This window comes from Cytobacillus sp. FSL K6-0129 (assembly GCF_038007625.1).
Lineage (GTDB): Bacteria > Bacillota > Bacilli > Bacillales > Cytobacillaceae > Cytobacillus > Cytobacillus kochii.
The window spans coordinates 550061-576915 of record NZ_JBBOXM010000001.1; the positions used below are offsets into that span (position 1 = coordinate 550061).

A 26855-nucleotide genomic window follows, 5' to 3' on the forward strand; every position below is an offset into this window, starting at 1 on the left:
TAATCAAACTCTATTGCCGACTCGGATTGATAGACAATAGATGGTTTTTGAAGAGATGAAAGGGGAATGCTTGTGGCAAAAAATCAGGAAGTATTTGACTATAATGATGATGCCATACAAGTACTTGAGGGATTAGAAGCTGTTAGAAAACGTCCCGGAATGTACATTGGAAGTACGGATGCAAGAGGGCTACACCATCTTGTATACGAAATAGTCGATAACGCTGTAGATGAAGCACTTGCAGGTTTCGGCGATCATATCATTGTCAAAATACATAAAGACAATTCAATTAGTGTTCAAGATAAAGGTCGAGGAATGCCGACCGGAATGCACAAGATGGGCAAACCTACAACCGAAGTCATATTGACTGTGTTGCACGCTGGAGGAAAGTTTGGCCAAGGTGGATACAAAACAAGTGGTGGACTTCATGGTGTAGGTGCTTCAGTTGTTAACGCCTTATCACAATGGTTAGTCGTTAAAATTAAACGCGATGGACTTGTTTATGAACAGCGGTTTGAAAACGGCGGAAAGCCAGTAACCACGCTTGAGAAGGTTGGTAAAACGAATCAAGTAGGGACAACGATCCACTTTAAACCAGATCCGACAATTTTCTCAACAACTACATATAATTTTGAAGTGCTAAGTGAACGATTACGTGAATCCGCTTTTCTCTTAAAAGGGATGAAAATCGAGATAACGGATGAACGTCATGATCTTAAAGAGATTTATCATTATGAAAATGGGATTGAAGCATTTGTTCAGTACCTAAATGAAGAAAAAGATACGCTCCATCCAGTAGTTAGTTTTGAAGGGGAGCATAATGGTATTGAAGTTGATTTTGCCTTCCAATTTAATGATGGTTTTTCAGAAAATGTCCTTTCTTTTGTTAATAATGTTCGTACGAAAGATGGAGGGACACATGAAGCTGGAGCTAAAACAGCGATGACTAGGGTGTTCAATGAATATGCCCGTAAAGTTCAGCTTCTAAAAGAGAAAGATAAGAACTTAGAAGGAACTGATTTACGAGAAGGTTTTGCGGCGATTGTCTCAGTACGTGTACCCGAAGAACTGTTACAATTTGAAGGACAAACAAAGGGCAAGCTCGGAACAAGCGAAGCGCGTTCAGCTGTCGATGCTGTTGTATCAGAGTATCTCTCTTACTTCCTTGAAGAAAATCCAGATACAAGCTCTTTATTAATTAAGAAAGCAATTAGAGCTTTTCAAGCAAGAGAAGCAGCACGTAAAGCAAGGGAAGACGCTAGAGGCGGAAAGAAGAAGAAACGGGCTGAAGCGGTTCTGTCAGGGAAATTGACACCTGCTCAATCACGTAACCCAGAAAGAAACGAATTATATTTAGTAGAAGGTGACTCTGCGGGTGGTTCAGCAAAGCAGGGGCGCGATAGAAGGTTTCAAGCAGTATTGCCATTAAGAGGTAAAGTAATAAATACTGAAAAGGCAAAGCTCGCAGATATCTTTAAAAATGAAGAGATAAACACGATTATACACGCTGTTGGAGCGGGTGTCGGTGGTGACTTTACGATTGAAGATATTAATTACGATAAAGTGATTATTATGACGGATGCTGATACCGATGGAGCCCATATTCAAGTGCTCTTACTGACCTTCTTCTACCGCTATATGAAACCGTTACTAGAAGCAGGTAGAGTCTATATTGCTTTACCACCATTGTACAAAGTGAGTAAAGGTTCTGGAAAGAAAGAAGTAATAGAGTATGCATGGAGTGATGAAGAGCTTCCTGATACGATTAAAAAGGTTGGTAAAGGCTATATTATTCAGCGTTATAAAGGACTTGGTGAGATGAATGCTGACCAATTATGGGAAACAACGATGGATCCAGAAACGAGAACGCTCATCCGTGTGAAAATTGATGACGCTGCGAGAGCGGAACGTAGAATTACCACTTTAATGGGTGATAAAGTTGAACCACGGAGGAAATGGATTGAAACAAATGTCGCATTCGGATTAGAAGAAGATGGCAGCATTTTAGAAAATGAAAACATTTCGACGCTTGAGGAGTTAGATTCATGAACAAAGCAGAACAATTTCGTGATCTGCCGTTAGAAGATGTCCTTGGTGACCGATTTGGCAGATATAGTAAATATATTATACAAGATAGAGCATTACCTGATGCGAGAGACGGGCTTAAGCCCGTGCAGCGTCGTATCTTATATGCCATGCATGTTGAAGGTAATACGCATGATAAAGGTTTTAGAAAATCGGCAAAAACGGTCGGTAATGTGATTGGTAATTTTCACCCACATGGTGACTCCTCTGTATATGATGCCATGGTGCGTATGAGTCAAGATTGGAAGTTGCGCAAGCTTCTTATTGAAATGCACGGCAATAATGGTAGTATCGATAATGATCCACCTGCTGCGATGAGGTATACAGAGGCGAGATTATCTTCTATTTCTTCTGCACTCTTAAATGATATTGAAAAAAGAACGGTTGATTTTATTCCGAACTTTGATGATACTTCGAATGAACCAACCGTTTTACCAGCTAGTTATCCCAACTTACTTGTAAATGGATCAACAGGGATTTCTGCCGGATATGCAACGGAAATCCCACCTCATCATCTTGGAGAAGTTATTGATGCTGTTATTCATCGTATGGATCGTCCACAAAGTACTGTCGATGATTTAATGCAGTATATAAAAGGACCTGATTTTCCTACCGGTGGAATCATACAAGGTGTAGAAGGCATTAAGAAAGCCTATGAAACGGGCAAAGGTAAAATTATTATCCGTGGTAAAGTAGATTTCGAGGATATTCGTGGTGGTAGAAAGCAAATAGTCATTACTGAAATCCCTTATGAAGTAAATAAAGCGAACTTAGTGAAGAAAATGGATGAATTTCGCTTCGATCGTAAAATCGAAGGAATCGCTGAAGTCCGTGATGAAACGGATCGTACAGGGCTAAGAATTGTCGTTGAATTAAAGAAGGATGCTGACCCACAAGGGGTTTTACATTATTTATATAAATATACTGATCTGCAAATCCCGTATAACTTTAATATGGTGGCTATTCATAACCGTCATCCGAAAACGATGGGTCTAGTCCCCCTACTAGATGCCTACATTGACCATCGAAAAGAGGTTGTCACACGTAGAACACAATTCGATTTAGAAAAGGCTCAAACACGTCAGCATATCGTTGAAGGCCTAATCAAGGCATTATCTATATTAGACGAAGTCATTGCGACGATTCGTGCTTCAAAAGATAAGCGTGACGCGAAAGAGAATTTAATGAGAGAGTATCAATTTACAGAGCCTCAAGCAGAAGCGATCGTCTCATTACAACTATATCGTTTGACGAATACAGATATCACTGCATTGCGTGCAGAAGCAGAGGAATTAGCGGCCAAAGTAGAGGAACTCACATCGATTCTTGCCAGTGACAAGAAACTCGCATCAGTGATTAAAAAAGAACTTCGTGAAGTGAAGAAGAAATTTGAAGACAATAGAAGAACAGTAATTGAAGCAGAAATAGAAGAAATTAAAATTAACCTAGAAGTTCTTGTAGCAAATGAAGATGTGATTGTTACTGTCACAAGAGATGGGTATATTAAGCGGACAAGCCAGCGTTCTTATTCAGCTTCAAATGGACAAGATTTAGCGATGAAGGAATCCGACCGTTTATTAACAAAGCTAGAGATGAATACAACGGATGTTCTACTTCTATTTACGAATAAAGGCAGCTACTTATATTGTCCTGTGCACCAATTACCTGACATCCGCTGGAAGGACATGGGTCAACATATTGCCAATATCATTGCCATCGATCGTGATGAATGTATCATTCACGCAATCCCTATTACTGATTTTGAACAAGAGAATGCAACATTATTATTTATTACGAAAAACGGTATGGTGAAGAAAACCGAATTAAAATCATATAAAGCTCAACGCTTTTCAAAAGCGCTCGTTGCACTTAACCTAAAAGGTGATGATGAGGTTGTCGATGTTCACCTAACACATGGCGAGCATGATGTGTTTCTCACAACTCATTTAGGTTATGGTCTCAGGTTTCATGAGAAAGAAGTAAACTTAGTAGGCCCAAGAGCTGCGGGTGTAAAAGGAATCAATCTAAAAGATGATGACTATGTTGTTTCTGGAAAAATGATTAGTAATGAGAAAGAAGAAGCAGTTGTCATTGCGACGCAACGCGGGGCAGTGAAAAAAATGAAACTGCAAGAGTTTGAACAAACATCAAGGGCAAAACGAGGTGTAGTGATGTTACGCGAATTGAAAAAACATCCGCATCGCATTGTTGGTATGGTTATAACAAATAATCATGAAACAGCATTTGTTGAAAGTGAAAAAGGGACAATTGAGTCCATAGCAATGAATGAACTTAGATACAATGATCGCTACTCCAACGGATCGTTTATATTAGATGAAGAAGAAAATGGTGCAATTATTCATTTATGGACTGAGACAAAGGAACAAACATAAACGATTTCTTCAAAAAGTTGAAAGGTTGTATTTAACTTAATGACACATTATTAAAAAAGTACACACTCATAAAAGTGATGTACTTTTTTAATGTGCATTATCATTCTTTTAGTTGATCATTTTAGTATTGAAAAAACACTGAAGGCATCCCTCTAACGTTTCTTGGTCAACAGGGAAGATTACTGTGTAAAGTAAATAATTTTTTTATTAATGTTAAGTCTTCTAGTTATCTAATCTTCATGATTAATGAACGGAAATAGACAGAACTTCTGTTCATTTAATCGTAGTTACTTCAAAATTTTAGATAGAATTTTTTTATGGGTGTTCGACAATTTTAACAAATTAAAGTTTCCAGCTCTAACTAAACTTTTAATGATTTTTACTTCTTTCCAAGCTAAATCATATAGAGGTTGATTAATAATATTATTTTTTAGCGCATCTTCAAGTTCGTCGTCATCCAAAACATATAATTCCCCGGTTGGTAATATAACAATATCTAAGAATAAATCGTCCATCCATGGAATATTATTGTCTATTCCATAATGGAGGCATATGTCTATATACCACTGAATGATATTCCCTTTAGAATCGAACATCGTAGTTACTGTATGGTTTTTTCTTAAAGGAAATTGTTGAAGCCACATATATCCATCATCCACTATACATAATTTCTTTCTCCCATAACTTACACATAATGGTGATGTAACGGATAGTGCATGTAATAAAGTTATGTGACCCTTAAAGTTTTTGGTATTGAGGAAAGCCTGTGAATATTTCCTTTTATCAATTCTTTTCCAATCTGAACGATCTCCGAACTTCCTCTTTAGCATCATCATCCCCCACGCAAGTTTTTATGCGAATTATAGCATTTGATTGTAACGAGTTTACTTATATTAAACAAAATTATTGGATGAAATTCTAAATTAAAGATTTATTCAACATATCATCACTTTTATTTGAAATATTAGATACTACCGAAGATATTTCATAAGTAATGCTGTTACCTCTAAAATTAATATGCTTCCTTTTACTGAGCTATATTAGTGAGAAAAAATTTAATTGAGGATAGAGGAATTTTACAATAGGAGGTCTAATACTATTAATAGTCAGAATATTTTACCTATAAAATGTAAGCGCAATCATTTAAGTAGAAAGGTGTGAGTAATTGATGGACAATCACAATCATCAAGATTTCCCTTCCTATGATGCAATCATTGTTGGTGCTGGGTTTTCTGGCATGTATATGCTCTACAGATTACGAGAACGTGGCTTAAGTGTCCGAGTGTTTGAAAAGGGAGCTGGTGTAGGGGGAGCTTGGTATTGGAGCCGCTACCCTGGTGCGAGGTGTGACTCAGAGAGCCATACGTATAATTTTACCTTTTCTGAAACGTTATATGAAGAATGGTCTTGGCGTTCTCGTTATCCGACTCAACCAGAAATTCTCGAATACTTAAACTTTGTAGCAGATCGCTTACAACTGAGAGAGGATATTGAGTTAGAAACAGAAATAAGAGCGGCTCATTTTGATGAAGAAATTACACAATGGAGAGTGTATTTACAAGATGGTCGACAATTGATATGTAAATATTTCATTACAGCTGTCGGTTGTCTGTCAGCACATGCGAAGAATATCCCGAAAATACCAGGTTATAGTCAGTATAAAGGTGAAAGCTATCACACAGGTACTTGGCCACATCACGAAGTAGATTTTCATGGCAAGAAAGTAGGGATTATTGGTAATGGTTCAAGTGGAATTCAAAGTTTACCGGTTATTGCAGAAACAGCAGCGGAAGTATATAGCTTCCAAAGAACTCCTCAATATGCGATTCCTGCACAAAATCACCCTTACACAGAAGAAGAAATCAATGAATATAAAGCAAATCGATTAGATACAAGAAAGAAAATGTTTCAATCTCATACTGGTTATCCCTTTTTTTCACGACCGATTTCTGCCTTAGAGGAAAATCAATTTAAACGGCAGGAAATTTATGAAACAGCATGGAAGAAAGGTGGCTTTGAGATAAGTGCCACTTATAATGATTTATTAATTAATGAAACCTCTAATGAAACACTTAGTCAATTTGTTCGAGATAAGATAAAACAAGTTGTTAAGGATCAATCGTTAGCAGAAAAATTGTTACCCACTTATCCAATTGCCACTAAACGTCTAGTTCTTGATACAAATTATTATGAATCATTTAATTTGCCACATGTCCATTTTGTCGATGTAAAATCTGCGCCTATAACACAATTCAGTGAAAAGGGTATTTGCACAACAGGCAGAGAGTATCCCTTAGATATGGTTGTGTTCGCTACAGGTTATGATGGAATGACCGGACCATTATTAACTATGGATATTAAAGGACGTGGAGGAGAATCACTTAAGGAGAAATGGGAACATGGAGCTAATGTATCAACTTATTTAGGTGTTGCCACTAACCTCTTCCCGAATATGTTTATGATTACTGGACCACAAAGTCCATCTGTAGCAACAAATATGCCGACAAGTATTGAACAGCATGTGGATTGGATTGACCGTTTTATTGCTTATATAGAGGCAGAGGGAATCGAAATGGTAGAAGCTAATGCGCAACAAGAAGAAACATGGCGTATCCACTGTGAAGAAGTATATAGACAAACATTATATAGTAAAACCCCTTCTTGGTATTCTGGAGCAAATGTAGAAGGAAAGCCTGAAGCATTTTTAATTTATCTAGGTGGGCTAGGACAATACGGGAAAATCCTCGAGAATTGTGCTACTAGTGAGTATAGTGGGTTTGACCAACATTCTTCCATCACAAAAAATATGTAAAGGAGTGCTATTAATGGATTTTATCAGTAGAGTAGCAGAAGAAATAAGAGAAATCTGTGAGGTTTTCCCACCATTTAAGTTACCAGAGGGATTAGAAGCAGCAAGGCAGGCTGCATTCGTCCCAGTCGAAACATCCCCTTATGTAAGAATCAATCAATTATCTATTCAAGGTGGAGATAAACAAAGAATGTTAGTGAAGATCTATGAACCTTCTAATAGAAATGAAGAGGCACTTCCAGCTGTTCTTTTCATACATGGAGGAGGGTATGTAACTGGTCATCCAGATGGTAGTGATGCTATTTGTCAAGCGTTTGTAAAAGAAGCTGAATGTGTGGTTGTGTCAGTCGATTATCGGTTAGCTCCAGAGCATCGCTATCCTTGTGCAATAGAAGATTGCTATGCTGCCTTGTTATGGATGCATGAGAGCTGTGAAGAATTAAAGATTGATAGAAGTAGAATCGCAGTAGCTGGTCAGAGTGCGGGCGGAGGATTAACAGCTGCCCTCTCATTGTTAGCACGAGATAGAAGCGGTCCGAAAATAGCCTTTCAAATGCCACTTTATCCAATGATAGATGATCGTAATACGACTGCATCAAGCTATGAAATCACCGATGAAAAAGCGATATGGAATCGTGGCAATAACCTAGCAGCATGGAGGATGTATTTAGGTAAAAATATCAATGGTGAGATTTCACCGTATGCTGCGCCGGCAAGAGCAAAAAATTATTCTGGCCTACCACCAACCTATACATGTGTGGGTCAATTGGATCCATTTAGGGATGAAACAATTGAATATGTCTCGAGACTTGCGAAAGATGGAGTCGATGTAGAGTTTCATATTTATCCTGGCGCTTATCATGCCTTTGAATTATTAAATCCAACTTCTGATTTGGGTAGTGCAGCCATTCACAACTATATACAAGCATTAAAGAAAGCGCTTAATCCAAAAGTAAAAATCATGAAATAAAAAAATGAGCTGCGAGATTGAATCGCAGCTTATTTTCACGAAAAATAATATTGTTAATTTAGAAATATCTGATATTTAATTGACGGGTAACAGAAATATGGGTTAAATTGGACATATAGAAAACAGATGTAAATAAGTGTTACCGTTTTCATTCGTTCTTTGAAGGGAGAAAAGAAAATGTCTCGTTTACCAAAACAATTTCAGCAATTACAGTTACCGGTCATTGGATCACCACTTTTTATTATTAGTAACCCAAAGCTAGTTATTGAACAATGTAAAGCTGGTATCGTTGGATCAATGCCAGCATTAAATGCCAGACCTTCTTCTCAGTTAGATGAATGGTTAGCGCAGATTACAGAAGAGCTTGCTGATTATAATGCACAAAACCCGGATAAACCGGCTGCACCCTTTGCAATTAATCAAATCGTACATAAATCAAATCAAAGATTAGAAAAAGATATGGAGCTATGCGTGAAATATAAAGTGCCAATTATAATTACCTCTCTAGGAGCGAGAGAGGAAGTATTCTCCGCTACTCATAGTTATGGTGGTATTGCACTCCATGATGTAATCAATAATACTTTTGCACATAAAGCGATAGAAAAAGGCGCAGATGGTTTAATTGCTGTTGCTGCAGGAGCGGGTGGCCATGCTGGTGATAAAAGTCCGTTTGCGCTCATTCAAGAAATTAGACAATGGTTTGATGGAACATTAGCGCTATCTGGCTCTATTGCGAACGGACAAGCCATTTTAGCTGCGCAAGCGATGGGAGCAGACTTAGCCTATATCGGCTCGCCATTTATCGCTACAGAGGAAGCTAGAGCCTCAGAAGAGTATAAACAAGCTATTGTTGATGGTTCATCCGATGATATTGTTTATAGTAATCTATTTACTGGGGTTCATGGTAACTATTTAAAACCATCCATAAAAGCTGCTGGTTTGGATCCTGATAATCTACCAGATAGTGATCCAAGCAAAATGAATTTTGGGGAAAATCGAGTAAAAGCATGGAAAGATGTTTGGGGAAGTGGACAAGGTATTGCTGCTATTTCCGCGGTGACAACTACCGCTAATTATGTCAATAAACTAAAACAGGAATATAAACAAGCACAAGAAGACTTGTTCGCTTATAGCAAACAATTTACGTGAACAATGAATCTTTTAGCCACCTTTTAGGTGGCTTTTTTAATGTTCGAAGTTATAAGCATACAAAAATTAACGAAAATAATTCTAACAGAACTATGTTCCAAATATTCAATAGATAAAGAAAAAACAAAAAATGCGATTAAGTAAGAAAAGGCCGAAAGTATAAAAAGTGACTTATTGCAATATACAGTTAGACTGTATATAATTGAACTATATAGTTTAACTGTATATATAGTGTCGGGGTGATTCAATGGACATAAATAAATATTCTCCATTAACCGAAACAACCTATTACATTCTATTATCATTAATTGAACCTTCCCATGGATATGTCATGATGCAAAAAGTGGAGGAATTAAGTGACAACAAAGTGAAAATAGCGGCAGGAACGATGTACGGAGCAATAGAAAATTTAGTGAAACAACGGTTAATACAATCTGTGGAAAGTGATGATAAACGTAGAAAAACGTATGTGATCACAGAGAAAGGAATTGAGGTACTAAGACAAGATTATAAAAGGATGAGCCATATGATTCACATTACTGATAACTTATTCTCTAATACAGATATTTAGTGGAGGGGAGAAGATGCGCAAATTCAAGGTTTTTATTGACTTTGATAAAGAGGAACAATGGTTAGAGAGAATGGCGAGTGAAGGGTACCAATTAGAAAGCACTTATTTCGGCTACAAATTTCGGTTAGTTGAGGCAAAAGAGAAGAAAATCAAAATAGATTTCAGAAAGTTCAAGCATTCAGCAGACTTTTTGGATTATATTACATTGTTCGAGGATAGTGGTTGGAGACATATTGCTGGATCAAAATATTCAGGGATTCAATATTTTGAGAAAATCGATGATCAAGCCACAGATGATATTTTTTCTGATAATGTTTCAAAGGCAAAAAGGTATAAACGTTACGCTCATTCTTCTCTCATGCTTGCCATTGGTAACTTCCCACTAATAGTCTTTCTTTATTATACAGGCATCATTGATCCAGCCTATTTCATTCGACCAAGTGAACTTTACTTAACTCCGGGGCTATGGGACAAAAGTGGAATGTCATTTTGGTTTTCGTTTATTTTTGAGACACCTTTTGCCTTGTTAAGAGGGGCAGCTTGGACATTCATTCCACTATCTGTTCTATCCTATTTATTCTTTAGTTATAAAGCAAATAAACGGTATATTCAATCAATGATAAAAAAATAACATGATTCTTCATAGCAAAGGTAGGAGAGAACAATGGAATCAGAATTAAAGAGGGGCTTTCTTGTAAGACAAAGAGCATTTTTGAAGTTGTATTTACTAAAAATGATTGAAGCGAATAAGCGTTATGGTACTCAGTTTTTAGATGATCTTAGAACCGAATTTAAACCATATGGATATCATCCTACTCATTCCGAAATCTATAAAACATTACATGAATTAACGAGAGAGGGATGGGTGAGAAGAGAAAAAAAGTTACTTGGTGAACCTGGTGTAGATTTTCAAGAAATTATTATTTATCATCTTACGGATAAGGGGAAGCAAGAATACGAGCTATATAGAAAGCAAATGAAAGTGGAGTTTGACCGTTGTTTAGGACTGCTAAATCAGGCCATGAGTGATCATTATGGACCAATAAAAAGAAAATAAATTATTCAAGTCTATTTTTGCATTATTCTTCCAATAAAGGGCATCCTTATAATAATGTTAGGAGGGTCTTTATAATGAAGAAAGAAGTGCTTGTCGCATTAACTGCCTTTTTCTTGATGAGTTTATCCACGATGACCGCTGTATATGCCGGTGTAGACAAGAATGAAGAGCAAAAAACAGTCATTACCCAAGAAGCAGAGCTTTCTGGAAAAGAGATAAAAGAGACGATAAAGATTAAAGGTATCCGTTATGAAGAAGAAGCTGGTTTTTTTAAAGAATTATCATTAGAAGTAGAAGATGATCTTAAAAAAACTGTCAAAGTAGATTTAGAACCAGGGTTTGACCCACGATTAAAAATAATTGATTTTAATGATGATGGTAATAAGGAATTGCTAGTGAAAATCAACAGCGAAGATAGTGGAGAAAATGCTTCATTCTATCTTTATAGTTATCAAGATGGAAAACTAATTAACTTAGGTGTACCTGATCCAGTCATTTCTACTGCGCAATTAGAGGATAATTACGAAGCTGTTATCGCAGTAGAAAATGAAAATAGAGAAGTAACTTTTGATTTGGCTGAGAATGCAAAAGAATATGAAAATCTCGGTTTATATCATAAAGGAAAATTAAACGAACCTTTTGAACTAACTGTTAACTCATACAATATGCTTACTCCTTTTGAAAATACAAAGGGGGAAAAGGGCTTGAAGGGAATGCAAAGGGTCACAGGTATAGACCAAAATGATACTATAGCTTATTTGCAATCTTTTTGGAAAAGAGAAGATGAAAAATGGCAATTAGTGAACGTAGAAATTTTAGATGTAAGAAACAAATAAGCGGTTATTGCTAAAATGCTTATAGTTTATCTTCTTTAAAGATAAACTATAAGCTATTTTTTATGATAAGGGCAGCTCAAGGAGCATTGAGTTTTCTTCTTTATGGTAAGAATGAGGTACAAATCTCTAGCTAGCACAACTTTAGTTAATGGGCATATGATGTATAGAAGTAACAATCTTTTAATGAAGGGGAAGGATTCAATGAATCAAGAATTAGATTTAACAAAATTAAAGGTTGATATTCTTGCTCCTGCTACAAATGTTAAGCCAGTTGAATATAGAAATTATTACTTTCGACAGCCTTATGGAGATGAACAAGCTTATTTAAGCATTTCTATTGAGAGCGTAAAAGGCAATGAGAACAATCATTCTGACGCGCTTCAGGCACAGTGGATACCGCAAATGGGGCAATATGTATTGTTCTGCCGATTTCAAATTAGCAAAGGAGAATATACCGAACCGTATGCTAAGATACGATATCTTATTTATGAAAGAGAAATCAATAATTGGTTAACAGCGCTGGTTTTTGGAGATCAACAATTTTTACAGCATTATCCATGGTTACTTGATTCTCCAATCTACGTACAGTTTCAATCTGATTATCCTGCGTTTAATAAGATACAATATTACGGAAATGTAAGACAGTTTTTAAGCAAAGCTTTACAAAGACAATAATATTATTATGTAAACTAAAAGTTATAAATCATAGCATGGTTTATAACTTTTTCTATTTAAAATTCATAAAGTAGAAATATGTTGCAGTTAATTAAATTCGTGAATAATCTTAGTGATCAAGGAGTTATTTTTATATCATGCAGAAAGACATGATAATAGATAAAGCAATTTTTCTGTTACATCCAAACTTAATTATGAGCATTCAGCAGCTGGCAATGCTGGAGCAAGAGCCAGAGTACGATTAGAGGAAAAATAGAAAAGGTAGCTAAGAAAGAGCTAATACGATATTCTAATCGTATACAACATAGCTAGAGCAAGAACGTAAATAAAATTATTGAGTTAACTGGATTTTTTTATTGGATAATAGATTTATAAATACACTAAAACTTGAATCATATGCGAATCAATCATTTTGTTATATTTATTAAAGATGACATATTGATTTGCGATTTATCGCAGAATAAGATCAGAATCATAAAATTTTATTTTGTCTCAATGTTTTAAGTATACTTGGATATTGAGACAAAAATGATTATAATTATTTAACTTCCTATAATATATATTATGTAAACTAGATAAAAATGATAAGAATAGTAGATACTTTCATTTCATTGCGATTTCTCGCCTACGACTTCACCTCCATCTAACCGAAAAATAGCAACTCTATGTTTATTTTTTTTATGCCAGTTCTTTAAACTTTCATAATCCTTATTCTTTTGAATGCTCTGGATTATCAACTAATAATTTGTTTTAGATACTGAGGTACCTTAATCATCTCTATTTTTTTCTAAAGCCAAAAACCAGTCATCTGATGACTGGTTTTTGGCTTTCACTCTGTTAAAAGCATATTAATTGATAGCAACCTCGCTTTGATATTTTAAGTCACCTGCCGCTTTTACTCTTACTCTCGTTGCATTTCCTGGCAAGTAGGCCAATGGGACATCCTCAATATCTACAATCTCTACACTACTGGGTTCGGCTCCAGCTTGCACAGCTTCTTTTATTGCTTGTTCTTTTGCGCTTTGTAACGCAGCAGCTCTGCCGATCTCATCTAAAACAAATATCTTTTCCACTTGCCCGCTCACTTGAGCAATGGCTGAGCCGATGGCATTTGCTACTCCTGAATGGTTCGGGCGGATAACATGTGAGGCACCTTTAAGGGTTTCTGGTAGTAAAATACTACCTCCTCCAACAAGAATAACGGGAACTGGATCAGCACTTGTTTTCATTCTGTCTATTGCTTCTTCGACCATCTCAACCATTCTTACGTATATTTTTTCTAATAAATTTTTATCAAGATGTGACACTTTTTTAACGTCTCCTAAATTACTTTTCCCAAGTGCCACAACAACATCAGTAGTAGTCAATGTATCTCCACCGAAGACCAATCCTTTCTCTGGTAATCGATATCCCACACTTTCAGGACCGATTGTAAAAGAGTGTTCGTCTTCTATCTTTATAATTGTTCCGCCCCCTAAGCCTATAGAAACTAAATCCGGCATACGGAAGTTCGTTCTTGCTCCACCAATCTCAACTGCAAGAGAAGATTCTCGTGGAAATGATTGCACTAGCACACCTACATCAGATGTTGTTCCTCCAACATCTACGACTATGGCATCCGATAATTCACTTAAATATGAAGCTCCTCTCAAAGAATTAGTAGGTCCGCATGCAACTGTGAAAATAGGATATTTCATAGCGTATTTTACAGACATCAATGTTCCGTCATTTTGTCCAAAGAATACTTTCGCTTGAATCCCTTCATTTTTTAATGCATCGATAAACCCTTCTGCAGCCATCTTTGCGACATTAATAACTGAAGCGTTTAATATGGTCGCATTCTCCCTTTCTAAAAGCCCTACAGAACCAATCTCAGAAGATAACGATAATGCGATAGAGTCTCCCAATACTTCTTGAAAAATCTCTGCTGCTCTTTCTTCATGTGCCTTTGATACTGGAGAGAAAACAGAAGTAATTGCTATGGAATCCACTTTTTCCTTTAATTCATTTGCGATTTCATATAAGTGATTTTCATCAAGTTCAACTATTTCTCTTCCATCAAATTCATGACCCCCTCGCACTAAGAAGACATGTTCACCTAGTAATTCTCTAAGGTCATTTGGGACACCTATTAAAGGTTTGACTGCCAGTGTCGCTGGCGCACCAATTCGTACTACCGCCACTTGATTTAGTCTCTTTCTTTCAACAATCGCATTCGTGCAATGAGTTGTTCCTAGCATTGCATATTTTATATTTTCCTTTGGCACATTCGCATGAGAAACAATTTTGTGCATTGCGTGATATATGCCTGTAGCTACATCTTCAGTAGTTGAAGCTTTTGTTTCTGATATGACTTCATTCTTGTCATTTAACAAGACCGCGTCAGTATGAGTACCACCTACATCAATTCCAATTCTATATGTTGCCATCATTGTGTCACTCCTTTTTTTACAAGTTCCTCTACAGGTGTATATGCCATATCATAGCCAAAGTAGTTTGGTCCTACTGTTGCTATGCCTTTTTCTGTTCTCCATTTTGGATGACAAGGGATGCCAATTACAACACATCTAGATCCATAGCGTATGCCTTCTGTTGTTATAGGTAAACCTGTTTCTGAATCGAGTACAGCTATTAAATCCGGCGTCATACATAAAACCTTTTCATTCGTTTGAGCAATAAGATGTTCATTTTGAAAGCGGAGTTTTAAATTTTCACCTTTATTTTGTTCAAGCCCCTCAAAAGTAGCGACACCCTTTGCAAAACCTGATTCAGTTTTCCTATCTATATCAATGACTTTCCCTTTAAATAACTCAAAGCCATTGACTGTTTCTAAAATTTTTTCTATAGGATTCACATTATTTATTTTAGCTAATCTAATACTTTTACCAATTTCCTCTTCAAGCTTAAGAATATTTGTAATCCCACTTTTCTTAAGGTCTTTAGCTTTCATTGAATACATCGCACACATGACTGAACCACCCATTTGTATAGTTGCAGATCTAGCAATCCGCTCTGTCCATACATTATCAATTGTAGACAATAGCGCCGTATTTCCCTTTTCATCAGCTATTATTGCAGGAGTTGCTGATATCCCGTCTAAATAAAAGGTTACCATTTGGAGTTCTGGAAATGCTCGTCCCATCCCATCAGCATCTATTACTGGAATTCCTAATCTTGCAGCTAATGCAAAAGGTAACATGCTATTTACACCACCCGCTTCAATAGGAAAAGTCCCGTATATCTTTTCACCTAAATATTCCTCTAATTGATTAAAAGCACGAATAGCCTCCTCACCACTTGGTGCTTTTTCTAACATAACAGTGGGTGCACCCATCATTGATGATGGGACAACCAATGCATCGTCTGGTACTTCCTCTGGGTCTAATAATATTACTTCTCCATATTCTTCAATTGCTTGAAGCGCCATTAGCTTCCCGATGTACGGATCTCCACCTCCGCCCGTTCCAAGTAAAGCTGCACCAATTGCCATATCTTCAATTTCTTTTTTTCCTATTTTTCTCATTTCGCGCACTCCTTTGAAGTTTCTAAATATTTATGCTACATCTGCATGAATATCAGTTTTATATAATCGCTCCATTTTTTTTGCAACATAATAAATGACCGCACTAATCACTAACGAGTTAATAGACGGTATACCTATTGTAATAAAATAACCAGCTAATCCTCCGCATCCCCAGGCTAAAATCGTAGGCCAGCCAAGTTTCTCGGTATTTGCAGGCAATTGGCCCTTCTGGCGACTTTCGTCTAGTATTTTCCTATGTGTCTTTAAAATGAAATAGTCAATAACCATAATTCCCGCAACAGGTGGAACAAGTATCCCAAGTAAAACGAGAAAATCAGTGAAACGTTCTAGTATCCCTAATACAGATAATAGCGTCCCAATAATACCAATAAGTAACGTAACCATTCCACGATTTAATTGAATTCGAAATAATGAGTCAAAAATATTAGTAAAACCGAGGGATGATGAGTACAAGTTTAAATTATTGATTTTAACTGTGGAAAGGACCACAACCAAAACCCCTAACCAGCCAACTGTTGTCATCATAATATTAGCTACATCATTTGTTCTTGCTGCTAAAGCCATTAAGACAGCAATCATATTAATCCCTAACTCTCCTACTAATAATCCGATGGTAGTCATCCAGAAAACATCTTTTCCACTCTTAGCAAACCTACTAAAATCCGGGGTAATCACGGCACCTATGATAAATCCACCCGCAACCATCGTCGCAGCAACGCCAATTGATAAAGGCTCACCTGCTGGCTGTGTTGCTAGTAAATCAGAAAAACTCTGTCCTTTTAGTGTTTGATAAATTCCTATACTGACAGCTATTAGAAATAAAGGTACAGTGATAGAAGCAGTAATACTTAAAAGTTTAAAACCGAAAATAACCAAAATTGTTACGCCAATTCCTGTTAATGTTGCTGCTAAGGGTAAAGAAATCGCTCCATTTGTAGATTGTACAATTCCTTCAGCGAACACGGAATTTTGTACTCCAAACCAACCAATACAAGAAATAGCTATAACTGCACCAATTATACTCGAACCATGGCGCCCAAACCCTGTCCACCTAGCTAGAAGGCTTGTAGATAACCCTTCTTTCGCGCCTGCATACCCTAAAAGGAAACCAACCACTTGAAGAATCACACTACCTAGAAACGTAGCCCAAAATGCCTGCCAGAAAGTCATACCGTATCCTAAAGATGCTCCTAAAATAAATTGTGAAATGGTTGCTAATGCCCCGACACGAATAATCGTAATACTCCACAGTGATCGCCTAGCCTCCTGAGGCACCCTTGTTAATGAATAATCGTCCCCAATAGTAGAATGATTTGCCAACGTCCTATCCCTCCATTCAATTCGTATTCATCACTCTTTGTTTACTTGGCGGCTTCATATAAGTAATGCGACTTTGCTTCACTCCCATGCTTATTGTTGCTTCTAATAATTTAGTTGCAGCAAAGCCAGGATCTACAACTGGAATGTCATAGCCTTTTTCAGTTAGCTTCATTTGGAGTTCGCTAGCTACCCCCATAAATCCAGTACAGCCCAAAATTAGTGCTTCTGCTTGGTCTTCTTTAATCGCTTTTAACATTTCGTCTAAAAGGGCACTCTTTAACTTTTCTTTCTCATGTACTTCTAAAACGGGGATGTTTACATAACGAATAGAGGCAAGATTATGATAAACACCTGTTACTTTACTAATGTTACTAATCATTGAAACGACATTGGGGAGAACAGTTACAACAGAGAAACGTTTTGCCAGTGTGCTTGTAAACAGCATAGAAGCCTCGCAAGGGCCTATCACTGGAATATCAACGACCTCTCTAGCTGGCTTCACTCCTGGATCTCCAAAACAATTACTAATCACACCGTCGTACCCGTCTGCTTCCGCTTGTTTTACTTTTTCGATAAAATCAGGTACACATAAGGCTTCATCGTACTCACTTTCTATAGAAGCAGGCCCGTAATCTAGGTTTGTTACATCAATGGTTGTTTGAGGATAGGAAAATCCAGTAAATTCTTTTTTCATTTCATCCATAAATGTGTCTGAGATAATAGGTGCAATCACTTTAATTTTCATATTTCGCCCTCTCTTTTTTAAAATAAGATTATAAATCACCAAATGCCATTATTTTCAAACGAAACATTTCTCCTTTTAAATAATCGAATGGAAATTCCTCCACTCTATTAATTTTGATCGTTTCAGGTTTTGCTCCTTTATGAATTAACTCTTTAATTACTCTCTCTTTCTCTCTTTCTACAATTTCTTCTTTTGTGCGATCATTTAGCCAAAAAACTTTGTCTAGACTTGAGCTTAGAGGAGCATAACAAGCCCCTACCGCATTACATATTTGATAACCTACAGGCTGGATAGCTTTATCAAATTTAGTGAAAATATTATTTAGAAGTAAAGGACTTCCACCCCCAACTAGAACGAGTGGGATGTATTGATCTTTAGGTTGTAATTGTCTGATTTTTTCTCTTATCCTGCTTGATACTGTATTTACTACTTTTAAACAATCTTCTGTTGAAATACCTTCTAGATTTTCATATTTAATGTGTTTATCCTTGAATGAATGAGGAAAGATTTTTAAAAACGAGTCGGATATTGTCCATTGCTCTCCTCCCCATGCAAGCCCATCTTTTGTTATATCACTTGCAATTGTATCTTCAATTAATAAATTCCCTTTATGAGTATTGACCAAATTGCCTCCACCTGTTGAAAGTGAATGTACTTTTGGAAGCCTAACATTTACTGGTATATCCAATACTTTTACAGGCCCTTCTTCTGTTTGTGGATGACCATGACTTACCATACCAATATCAATTGTGCTGCCTCCAACATCAATCGCTATGAAGTTCTTTAAACCAGTAAGTTTGGAAGCGCCGCGTAAACTATTAGTTATGCCAGAACCGATTGTAAAAATAGGTAACTTAATCGCTTCTTCTACTTTCATCAATGATCCATCATTTTGGGTTATCCAATAAGGGCAATGCAGACCTAAGTTTTTTAAGATATCATTAATGGAGCTTAAAGCATCCTTCATCACAAATGACAACATTGAGTTAAGCAAAGAGGCATTCTCACGATCTAAAAAGCCTATACTTCCTATTTCATTAGATACAGTGACAGAAAGAGAAGGCATATGAGAGGCGATCACTTTTTTTAAGTTATTTTCTTCATCCTCATAAAAGGAAGAAAAGGCGCCTACTATACATACAGCATCTACTTTTGCTTTTTCTATTTCCTTCATTATCTTCAATACACTTTCATAATCGATTTCATAATGAGGTATTTGCCTTGTAAAATCATATCTTGTTTCTAAATGAAACTCTTTTATAATGTATTTACTTAAATGACTTGGCCAAAATAAACCTGGTTTGATTTTCGATGGTTTCTTAGTTAAGCGAATCAAAGCTGTCTTGGCTAAATTTTTTGGATAGTACAATTCATTTAGTACATGTGTAGTGCCTAAGAAGACCCCTTTTATCGATTCTGACTTTACATTAGCCTCATTTAATAGTACTTTTGCGGTTTTATAGATGGTTTCTCCCAAGTTACTTGTCGTCAATTGCTTTGACCAGCCCTTTATATTGTCTGATTCATCAATGATAACTGCATCAGTATTTGTTCCACCTACATCAATTCCTAACCTCATTGGTCTTCCTCTTTCTTTAATAGTTGATAGGATTCTTTCATGTGTATGAGTGTTAACATATCTGTAGTATGCAATATGTTAGGAGCAGGTATAACTAAAACTATGACTGATTGAGCCTTTTGAATGTCTACAACACTGATTGGTTCAAGTGAATCTATATGGAGAAACACAATTAAATCTGGCACACGATAAATGTTTTCGCCATTATGAATGAAAAAAAATTCATTCATAAATTGGATTTCAATTTTCTGGTTATGTTGTTTTGTATAGCTTTCAATGAATAGTTTTCCAACAATCCCTTCATTTTCAAACCAACGAGAGACTTCTGTTACATACCCTTTAATCACAAAAGATAATTCTCCGTAGATAGAATTTTCAAATGCGTTCATTATTTGTCTTAATCGGGTCATTCCGTCGCCATAAGACGCAATAATTTTCCCTAAACGATAAGCTAAATAAAGTGTCCCTGACAACATGGAAGTTTTGATCTCATCTCCACTAGCACCATAGCCAACTAAGTGACTATGCCCTCCATTATTCTTAGCAAATGATTTCGCTTCATCTACTGCCTGATCGGAAGTGTATGAAGAAGGAATGAACTTCATATTTTCTTGCGTGACTAGTGAAAGAGGGGCAAGTGGAATACCATTTAAATGCAAAGTAGTCATATAAAGCTCTGGAAAGGCTCTTCCCATTCCATCTCCATCAATCACAGGAAGGTGCCGCTTTAGAGCAAGTAAAAGGGGAGCCAAAGCATTCACACCGCCTATTTCAATAGAAATGAGGGCATCTACATTTTTGTTAAATTCCTTTTCATATAAACTAAGTGCTGTTTCCACTTCTTCGCCTGTCGGTAAATCTTCATTAAAGAGGACTGTTGAACCCATAATTCCAATAGCAGTTACCCACCAATCATCCTTCACTTCATGAATGGGTATCACCTCTATCACATCATCGTCTTTCATCACAGACAAAATTAAAGCTTCAATTGATCTTGTATTACCACCACCTCCACAAGATAATATTCTTGCCCCAAGGGAAATGAATCGAATGTCTTCTTTAGTTATTTTCCAAGGCATTTCTTTATCTCCTTTCTTTACTAATTGCAAGTTCTGTACCAAAATTCAAAAAAATAAAATAATAACTTAAAAAACCACGAATCTCGTAACTTTATGTATCTAGATTAAACGTGAAAATCCTCTCAAGTGAGAGGATTTTTATATATTTACTTGAGAATGATAATTGAGAAAAACAGGTTAAATACATTGATTTCTCATTTTTTCTCAACTTTTCTCTTTGTTTCTCAAATTACTTAATTCTTAATTTATTCAGTTTGCGGTATAAGGTTGGTAAACTTATATTCAAAGATTTTGCTACTCTTTTTTTACCCAAGGTATCCCTTCCGAATTCATCTAATAGTCGGAGGATTTCCTCTTTGTTTTCATTGGATTGTTTTCTATATAAACGCTTTTGATTTGGTTGTAATTGTATTTGAGATTGTATTTCATCTTTAAGATACGTTGGCAAACTTTTTTGAGTCACTAATTCACCGATTTCTAATTGAACAAAGTGGTGAACGACGTTTTGTAACTCTCTAATATTGCCGCTCCAATTGTTTTTCAATAAAATCTCCAATACTTCTTTAGAAATTCTTTTCGGTTTTTTTCCAGCTTGTTTTGATAAGTTTTTCATAAAATATTCAATCAATATCGGGATATCCTCCCTTCTATCTCTTAAAGGTGGGATGACAATCGGTATAACATTTAAACGGTAATATAAATCTTTTCTGAACTTACCTACTTGAACCAATTGCTCCAAGTTTTGATGAGTAGCAGTAATGATTCTTACATCAACTGGGGTTGATTGATTATCACCTACTTTTTCTATTCTTCTTTCTTGAACAACCCTTAATAACTTCGCTTGAAGAGAAGGAGATAAATCACCAATCTCATCTAAAAAAAGCGTACCGCCATTTGCGAGCTCAAAGCGCCCAACCCTTGTGGTATGTGAACCAGTAAATGCACCTTTTACATGACCAAATAATTCACTTTCTAATAATGATTCCGGTATGGCCGCACAATTTAGTGCAATAAATGGCCTTTTACTTCGATTGCTTCCATGGTGAATAGCTTGGGCAAAAATTTCCTTTCCCGTACCACTTTCACCTCTTAATAGAATAGATGAGTCACTATTAGCTACTCTCTGTGCTTTTTCAATCGTTTTTTGAATACTATGACTAGTCCCTTTAATTTGTTGAAAAGTATAGAGCGTTTGTTTAGCAATCGGTTTTTTCACAGTTCCTTTATCCATTAATATTTGTATTAAATAGGAGATTGTTACATCATTTGATTTGATTGTTCTTAAAGAAACCGTAGCTTTTCCTTTGTTCACTAATAATTCAACCTCTTCAATGACTTTATCCTTTTTGAGTCTTTCCCAATCTTTACTGTACATTAAAGTCGAAATATTTAAGCCTACTACATTTAATCTATCCTCATTAATAGATGAGAATGTTTGACTGGTCGTTTCAATGATGTCTTCTTTGTTAATTAGGACAAATACATCGCTTGTAGTTTGTAAAAAGATTTGCAGTTCATCTAACGTTTCATGATAAAGACGTTCTAGTTCTAGACTTTGTAATTTTATTTCGATCGTCGATTTACATAAGTCCAATTGAGAGTCAATGAGTTCTAATGTTTCATATCGCTGTTCATTTTTCATACCATTTTGAATAACAAGATATGCCACTATTTGATCCGCTATCCTAATTGGGGTCATACTTATTTCTTCATCTGGGTATTCAGTTAATGTACATAAGTCAGTACAAATGCTACATGATTCTTTAAATAATTGTCCAATATGGTTCCTCGTTTTCCGGAGTTTTTCTTCAATAAGGACACTAAAGGTTGAATTCTCCCTATCACAATTCTCAAAATAGATATGTATCTTACAAGAATAGTGGCGAAAGAACCTTATAGCAATTGTCGTTATTTCACTTTTGTATAATTCAGATAACAACAGGATCACCACTTTTACTGAGATTAAAGTTATTATAACAAATAATCTAGATTTCCCATTGGTATATTGACGCATTTAGATCAATGTTACTTTAAATGATCTTATGAAAAATAAACCTTAGTTTAAATAATTCCATTCATATAAAGGTGAATTAAGGTCGCGCCTCCCAAGGCTTAAGTGTGCCAATGATGGTGAAATCCCTCTCTGATTGCATACTGTCAATTGTACCAGCTGATATTTCTTCGTGTGTGAGCCACCTGGAAGATGTTCCGTTATATTTGAAGCCTAGTTGGATGATTTTAAGCTTACATTGGTCTTGGTAGTTTTGTTGGGAGGATTTGATACTTTCGATGTCTGAACTGCTGCCTTTTACAAGATAGAGTGTCCAAGGTTCATTTTGTAATTGCTCTATTTGTTTGTTCATTATAGGAATAGCGTTGGGGGCTGTATTGTGAATCCATGCTAAAACAGTGTGAATGGGACCGCCATCTTTGTGAGCAAGGGTAATCTCTTCAATAAGTTTGTCAGTATCTGTGTAATCTAAAAGGCGATAAGTTGTATTTGAATGCTCTAGGGATTTGCTCTTTCTTCCATAGATTCTTGTTTGAGTCGTGCGATCAATTAACCATTTTGTTGTTTCCTTTAACATACCTGTTCCTCCAAAAATGAGGGTATGTCCAAAGTTTTTCATACTGCTTCTCCCTCCTTCTAATTAGCTGCGATGTTACTGCGAGCGCATACATAAAACTTCCATTTATCAGCGATTAAACCCTCTTTTTCACAAAATTTCATTGAAGAATTTTGACGGTTTAAAGAACTTGCTTCTTGTATTGGAAATATTTCTTTTCTAATTTTGCAGAAGTTGCAAAGATATATTGGTAGCTTTGCTGAATAAGTTGAATTAAATCATTTAGTTGCACATTCGATTCATTCACTACTTCTTCTCTCATCTCTTTAAGTGATTGATGAAAGCCTTTAATGTCTTCATATTCCATAATGTCATAGAGTGTTTCCATATCTTCATATGATGTATAGATGAACCGTTTCATTAGTTCGTGTAATCTTTTTGCTTTCAGATGGTAATCAATGTCTAAATTAAAAACATTAGAGTATAGTAATGCTTCATTAGCAATCTCTTTATATTTAGGTTCAATCTTCGTCGTTATTAAAAGTAGTTTTGAGGTGGCGGTTGAGAGAAAGATTTCCTTATCACGATGCCAAATGGTTACTCTAACACCGTAGAAGGTAATCATTCCGCCAATAATCGCTCCAACAAATCCGATCAAACCAGCTATAATGGTCAAGTCCCATTCAAACATGATATGTAAACAAGCCCCTAGAATCAATGTAATACATAATAGTAATAGAGTAATGATGATGATTAAGAAGCTGTTTTCCTTTTGATGAATCATTGCCTTCCCCACCTATTTAAAAGGATTATTAAGAAAGATTATATTAATCAAAGGCTAATACTTTCCATTTTAGTTACTTTCATTTACAATAAAAGATAAATAGTCAGATTTTTCTATCTTTATTTTATGATCTCTATTAACTGATAATACCTTTTACTGATTTATTTTCATTTACATATTAATTTTATCAATTTAATTTGCGTTTTCTCATATCCTCCTTCTCTTTTTACTATTTTACAAGAATAAAAGGACCCTAATATTCCATTGTTTATCCTCTTAGAATATAATTTTCTCGTAAATTTCATCTTTTCCCTTTACTTTTTTTATTGTATTTTATTATAATCATTATATAATAATTATTATTATCTGAGATTGATTAGTAGATGATGATAATTACCTCACTTCACAATAAAGGAGAATCAGTATGAGCGAAAATAATATTATTTCTGAAGCAAACCATTCAGGCGGAGGTGGCTGCCCTTTTCATCATGGAAGTGTAACGAAGCAGCAATCTGAAGCAACGACTAACAAAGATTGGTGGCCCAATCAATTAAACTTAAATATTCTTCACCAACATGATAAAAAGTCTAATCCAATGGGTGAAGATTTCGATTATACTGAAGAATTTACTAAACTAGATTACTATGCTTTAAAGCAAGATCTTCATAAATTAATGACGGATAGCCAAGATTGGTGGCCAGCAGACTTCGGTCATTACGGACCACAGTTTATTCGTATGGCTTGGCATTCTGCAGGTACTTACCGTACAGGTGATGGCCGCGGGGGTGGCGGTACAGGTTCACAACGGTTTGCCCCTCTTAATAGTTGGGCAGACAATGCCAACATTGATAAATCTCGTCGTCTTTTATGGCCTATTAAACAAAAGTACGGTAACAAAATTTCTTGGGCAGATCTCATTCTATTAGCAGGAAACGTTGCCATCGAATCGATGGGTGGTAAAACATTTGGTTTCGGTGGTGGCCGAGCAGATATTTGGCACCCTGAAGAAGATGTATATTGGGGTAATGAAAAAGAAATGCTTGGTGATAACCGCTACTCAGGAGATCGTGAATTGGAAAATCCTTTAGCGGCTGTACAAATGGGTCTGATTTATGTGAACCCTGAAGGTCCAAATGGGAAACCAGATCCTGTAGCAAGTGGTAAAGATATTCGGGAAACATTTGCACGTATGGGTATGAATGATGAAGAAACAGTTGCCCTTGTTGCAGGTGGACATACTTTCGGTAAAGCACATGGTGCTGGAGATGCTGCGCAAGTTGGCCCAGAACCAGAAGCAGCGCCAATTGAAGCGCAAGGACTTGGTTGGATCAGCTCACATGGTAGTGGTAAAGGTCGTGACACAATTACAAGTGGAATTGAAGGTGCATGGACTGCAAACCCTACTCAGTGGGATAACGGTTTCTTCGAACAATTATTTGGATATGAGTGGGAATTAACAAAAAGCCCTGCCGGTGCGTATCAATGGCAAGCAGTAGGTCAAGATGAAGCACATATGGCGCCTGATGCCGCAGATAGCTCTGTCCGTGTAAAAACAATGATGACAACTGCTGATATGGCGCTACGTATGGACCCTGCTTATGAGAAGATCTCTCGTAGGTTCTATGAGAATCCAGAAGAATTCGCCGATGCTTTTGCACGTGCTTGGTTTAAACTTCTGCACCGTGATATGGGTCCACGTGATCGTTATTTAGGCCCAGAAGTACCAGAAGAAGAATTAGTATGGCAAGACCCCATCCCTAAAGTAGACTATGAACTAACAGATGCTGAAGTGTCTGAGTTAAAAGCCAAAATTTTAGATTCAGGTTTATCAATAAGTGAGCTTGTTACAACTGCATGGGCATCAGCTAGTACATTCCGTGGTTCTGACAATCGTGGAGGTGCAAATGGTGCGCGAATCCGTTTTGCTCCACAGAAGGACTGGGAAGTGAATCAACCTGAACAACTTTCTAAAGTACTTCATACATTAGAAGGTTTACAAGCTGGATTAAATAAAAAAGTCAGCTTAGCTGATTTAATTGTACTTGGTGGTAGTGCGGCGATTGAACAAGCAGCAAAAAATGCTGGTTTTGACGTCACTGTTCCATTCTCAGCAGGTCGTGGAGATGCCACAGAAGATCAGACGGATGTAGAAAACTTCGAAGTATTAGAACCAATTGCTGATGGTTTCCGTAATTATCAAAAGCAAGAGTACAGTGTAGCTTCTGAGGAGTTATTGGTAGATAAAGCACAACTACTAAACTTAACTGCTCCTGAAATGACTGTGTTAATTGGCGGTATGCGTGTATTAGGTACAAATCATGGTGGCACAAGCCATGGCGTATTTACTGAAAATGTAGGCACACTATCCAATGATTTCTTTACGAACTTACTTGATATGAGTGTAGAATGGAAACCAGTTCAAGGCGGTATTTTTGAAGGTCGTAATCGCCAAACAGGTGAAGTTGTTCGTACCGCTTCAAGAGTGGACTTAGTATTTGGTTCTAACTCTGTATTACGTTCGATCGCTGAAGTATATGCACAAGAAGATAATAAAGAGAAATTTGTTAAAGACTTTATCTCCGCTTGGGTTAAAGTAATGAATGCCGATCGTTTTGATTTAAAAATCAAGGATGCCGTATTAAGCAAGTAATATTATTCAAAAAAGAAACGCCGCTACTTATGTAGACGGCGT

Annotated in this window: 21 protein-coding genes; 11 read left to right on the forward strand and 10 right to left on the reverse strand. The window is 36.4% G+C overall.

Features of this window, described 5'->3' with window-relative positions; translation table 11 throughout:
* The first annotated feature begins 72 nt into the window (after nt 1-72).
* Both parE and parC read left to right on the forward strand, forming a co-directional pair.
* A complete protein-coding gene (parE, locus tag MHI57_RS02715) occupies nt 73-2049 on the forward strand; it encodes a DNA topoisomerase IV subunit B (RefSeq protein WP_307314041.1) in 1977 nt (658 codons plus the stop codon).
* Nucleotides 2046-4478, forward strand: a complete 2433-nt coding sequence (parC, locus tag MHI57_RS02720) for a DNA topoisomerase IV subunit A (protein WP_307314039.1) — start codon at nt 2046-2048, stop codon at nt 4476-4478. Before parE ends, parC begins: the two co-directional genes overlap by 4 nt.
* A 287-nt stretch (nt 4479-4765) precedes the next feature.
* Here parC and MHI57_RS02725 read toward each other — a convergent pair whose 3' ends face one another.
* Nucleotides 4766-5308, reverse strand: a complete 543-nt coding sequence (locus MHI57_RS02725) for a DUF402 domain-containing protein (RefSeq protein ID WP_307314037.1) — start codon at nt 5306-5308, stop codon at nt 4766-4768.
* 338 nt (nt 5309-5646) lie between these two features.
* Between MHI57_RS02725 and MHI57_RS02730 the strand changes: the two genes are divergently transcribed.
* The 8 genes from MHI57_RS02730 (at nt 5647) to MHI57_RS02765 (ending at nt 12545) form a co-directional block, all read left to right on the forward strand.
* The gene (locus MHI57_RS02730; protein WP_340974823.1) at nt 5647-7290 is read left to right on the forward strand and encodes a flavin-containing monooxygenase; all 1644 of its coding nucleotides are present in this window, start codon (nt 5647-5649) and stop codon (nt 7288-7290) included.
* Nucleotides 7291-7303: 13 nt separating this feature from the next.
* Nucleotides 7304-8257: an alpha/beta hydrolase gene (locus MHI57_RS02735; RefSeq protein ID WP_322909314.1), complete on the forward strand. Its 954-nt coding sequence runs from the start codon at nt 7304-7306 to the stop codon at nt 8255-8257.
* Nucleotides 8258-8434: 177 nt separating this feature from the next.
* Nucleotides 8435-9406, forward strand: coding sequence for an NAD(P)H-dependent flavin oxidoreductase (locus MHI57_RS02740; protein ID WP_095373318.1), 972 nt, complete (start codon nt 8435-8437; stop codon nt 9404-9406).
* A gap of 247 nt (nt 9407-9653) precedes the next feature.
* Nucleotides 9654-9977: a PadR family transcriptional regulator gene (locus tag MHI57_RS02745; protein WP_095373317.1), complete on the forward strand. Its 324-nt coding sequence runs from the start codon at nt 9654-9656 to the stop codon at nt 9975-9977.
* A 13-nt stretch (nt 9978-9990) separates the two neighbouring features.
* Complete coding sequence (locus tag MHI57_RS02750) at nt 9991-10608, forward strand: DUF2812 domain-containing protein (RefSeq protein ID WP_095373316.1); 618 nt, start codon at nt 9991-9993, stop codon at nt 10606-10608.
* Between the two features lie 33 nt (nt 10609-10641).
* Complete coding sequence (locus MHI57_RS02755; RefSeq protein ID WP_095373315.1) at nt 10642-11034, forward strand: helix-turn-helix transcriptional regulator; 393 nt, start codon at nt 10642-10644, stop codon at nt 11032-11034.
* Nucleotides 11035-11108: 74 nt separating this feature from the next.
* Complete coding sequence (locus MHI57_RS02760) at nt 11109-11870, forward strand: hypothetical protein (RefSeq protein ID WP_340974828.1); 762 nt, start codon at nt 11109-11111, stop codon at nt 11868-11870.
* Between the two features lie 201 nt (nt 11871-12071).
* A complete protein-coding gene (locus MHI57_RS02765) occupies nt 12072-12545 on the forward strand; it encodes a staygreen family protein (RefSeq protein WP_180316968.1) in 474 nt (157 codons plus the stop codon).
* 848 nt (nt 12546-13393) lie between these two features.
* Here MHI57_RS02765 and MHI57_RS02770 read toward each other — a convergent pair.
* From MHI57_RS02770 to MHI57_RS02810, 9 genes are all read right to left on the reverse strand, one after another.
* Nucleotides 13394-14974 (reverse strand): hydantoinase/oxoprolinase N-terminal domain-containing protein, encoded by a 1581-nt coding sequence (locus MHI57_RS02770; protein ID WP_095373693.1) that lies wholly within the window; start codon nt 14972-14974, stop codon nt 13394-13396.
* Entirely contained in the window at nt 14974-16068 is a 1095-nt protein-coding gene (locus MHI57_RS02775) for a DUF917 domain-containing protein (RefSeq protein ID WP_340974832.1), read from the reverse strand. The genes MHI57_RS02770 and MHI57_RS02775 overlap by 1 nt, the downstream gene beginning before the upstream one ends.
* Nucleotides 16069-16098: 30 nt before the next feature.
* Nucleotides 16099-17409, reverse strand: a complete 1311-nt coding sequence (locus MHI57_RS02780) for a purine-cytosine permease family protein (RefSeq protein ID WP_322909316.1) — start codon at nt 17407-17409, stop codon at nt 16099-16101.
* Between the two features lie 16 nt (nt 17410-17425).
* The gene (locus MHI57_RS02785) at nt 17426-18154 is read right to left on the reverse strand and encodes an aspartate/glutamate racemase family protein (RefSeq protein ID WP_095373692.1); all 729 of its coding nucleotides are present in this window, start codon (nt 18152-18154) and stop codon (nt 17426-17428) included.
* Between the two features lie 28 nt (nt 18155-18182).
* Entirely contained in the window at nt 18183-19733 is a 1551-nt protein-coding gene (locus MHI57_RS02790; protein WP_322909317.1) for a hydantoinase/oxoprolinase N-terminal domain-containing protein, read from the reverse strand.
* Nucleotides 19730-20812 (reverse strand): DUF917 domain-containing protein, encoded by a 1083-nt coding sequence (locus tag MHI57_RS02795; RefSeq protein ID WP_322909318.1) that lies wholly within the window; start codon nt 20810-20812, stop codon nt 19730-19732. Before MHI57_RS02795 ends, MHI57_RS02790 begins: the two co-directional genes overlap by 4 nt.
* A 229-nt stretch (nt 20813-21041) precedes the next feature.
* The gene (locus tag MHI57_RS02800; RefSeq protein ID WP_307314010.1) at nt 21042-22751 is read right to left on the reverse strand and encodes a sigma-54 interaction domain-containing protein; all 1710 of its coding nucleotides are present in this window, start codon (nt 22749-22751) and stop codon (nt 21042-21044) included.
* Between the two features lie 151 nt (nt 22752-22902).
* Nucleotides 22903-23442 (reverse strand): short-chain dehydrogenase, encoded by a 540-nt coding sequence (locus MHI57_RS02805; RefSeq protein ID WP_322909320.1) that lies wholly within the window; start codon nt 23440-23442, stop codon nt 22903-22905.
* Between the two features lie 118 nt (nt 23443-23560).
* A complete protein-coding gene (locus MHI57_RS02810; protein WP_095373306.1) occupies nt 23561-24163 on the reverse strand; it encodes a hypothetical protein in 603 nt (200 codons plus the stop codon).
* A gap of 424 nt (nt 24164-24587) precedes the next feature.
* Here MHI57_RS02810 and katG point away from each other — a divergent pair, with 424 nt between their 5' ends.
* Nucleotides 24588-26813 carry a catalase/peroxidase HPI gene (katG, locus tag MHI57_RS02815; RefSeq protein WP_095373305.1) on the forward strand — a complete coding sequence of 742 codons (2226 nt, stop codon included), beginning with the start codon at nt 24588-24590 and terminating at the stop codon, nt 26811-26813.
* Nucleotides 26814-26855: the final 42 nt, after the last annotated feature.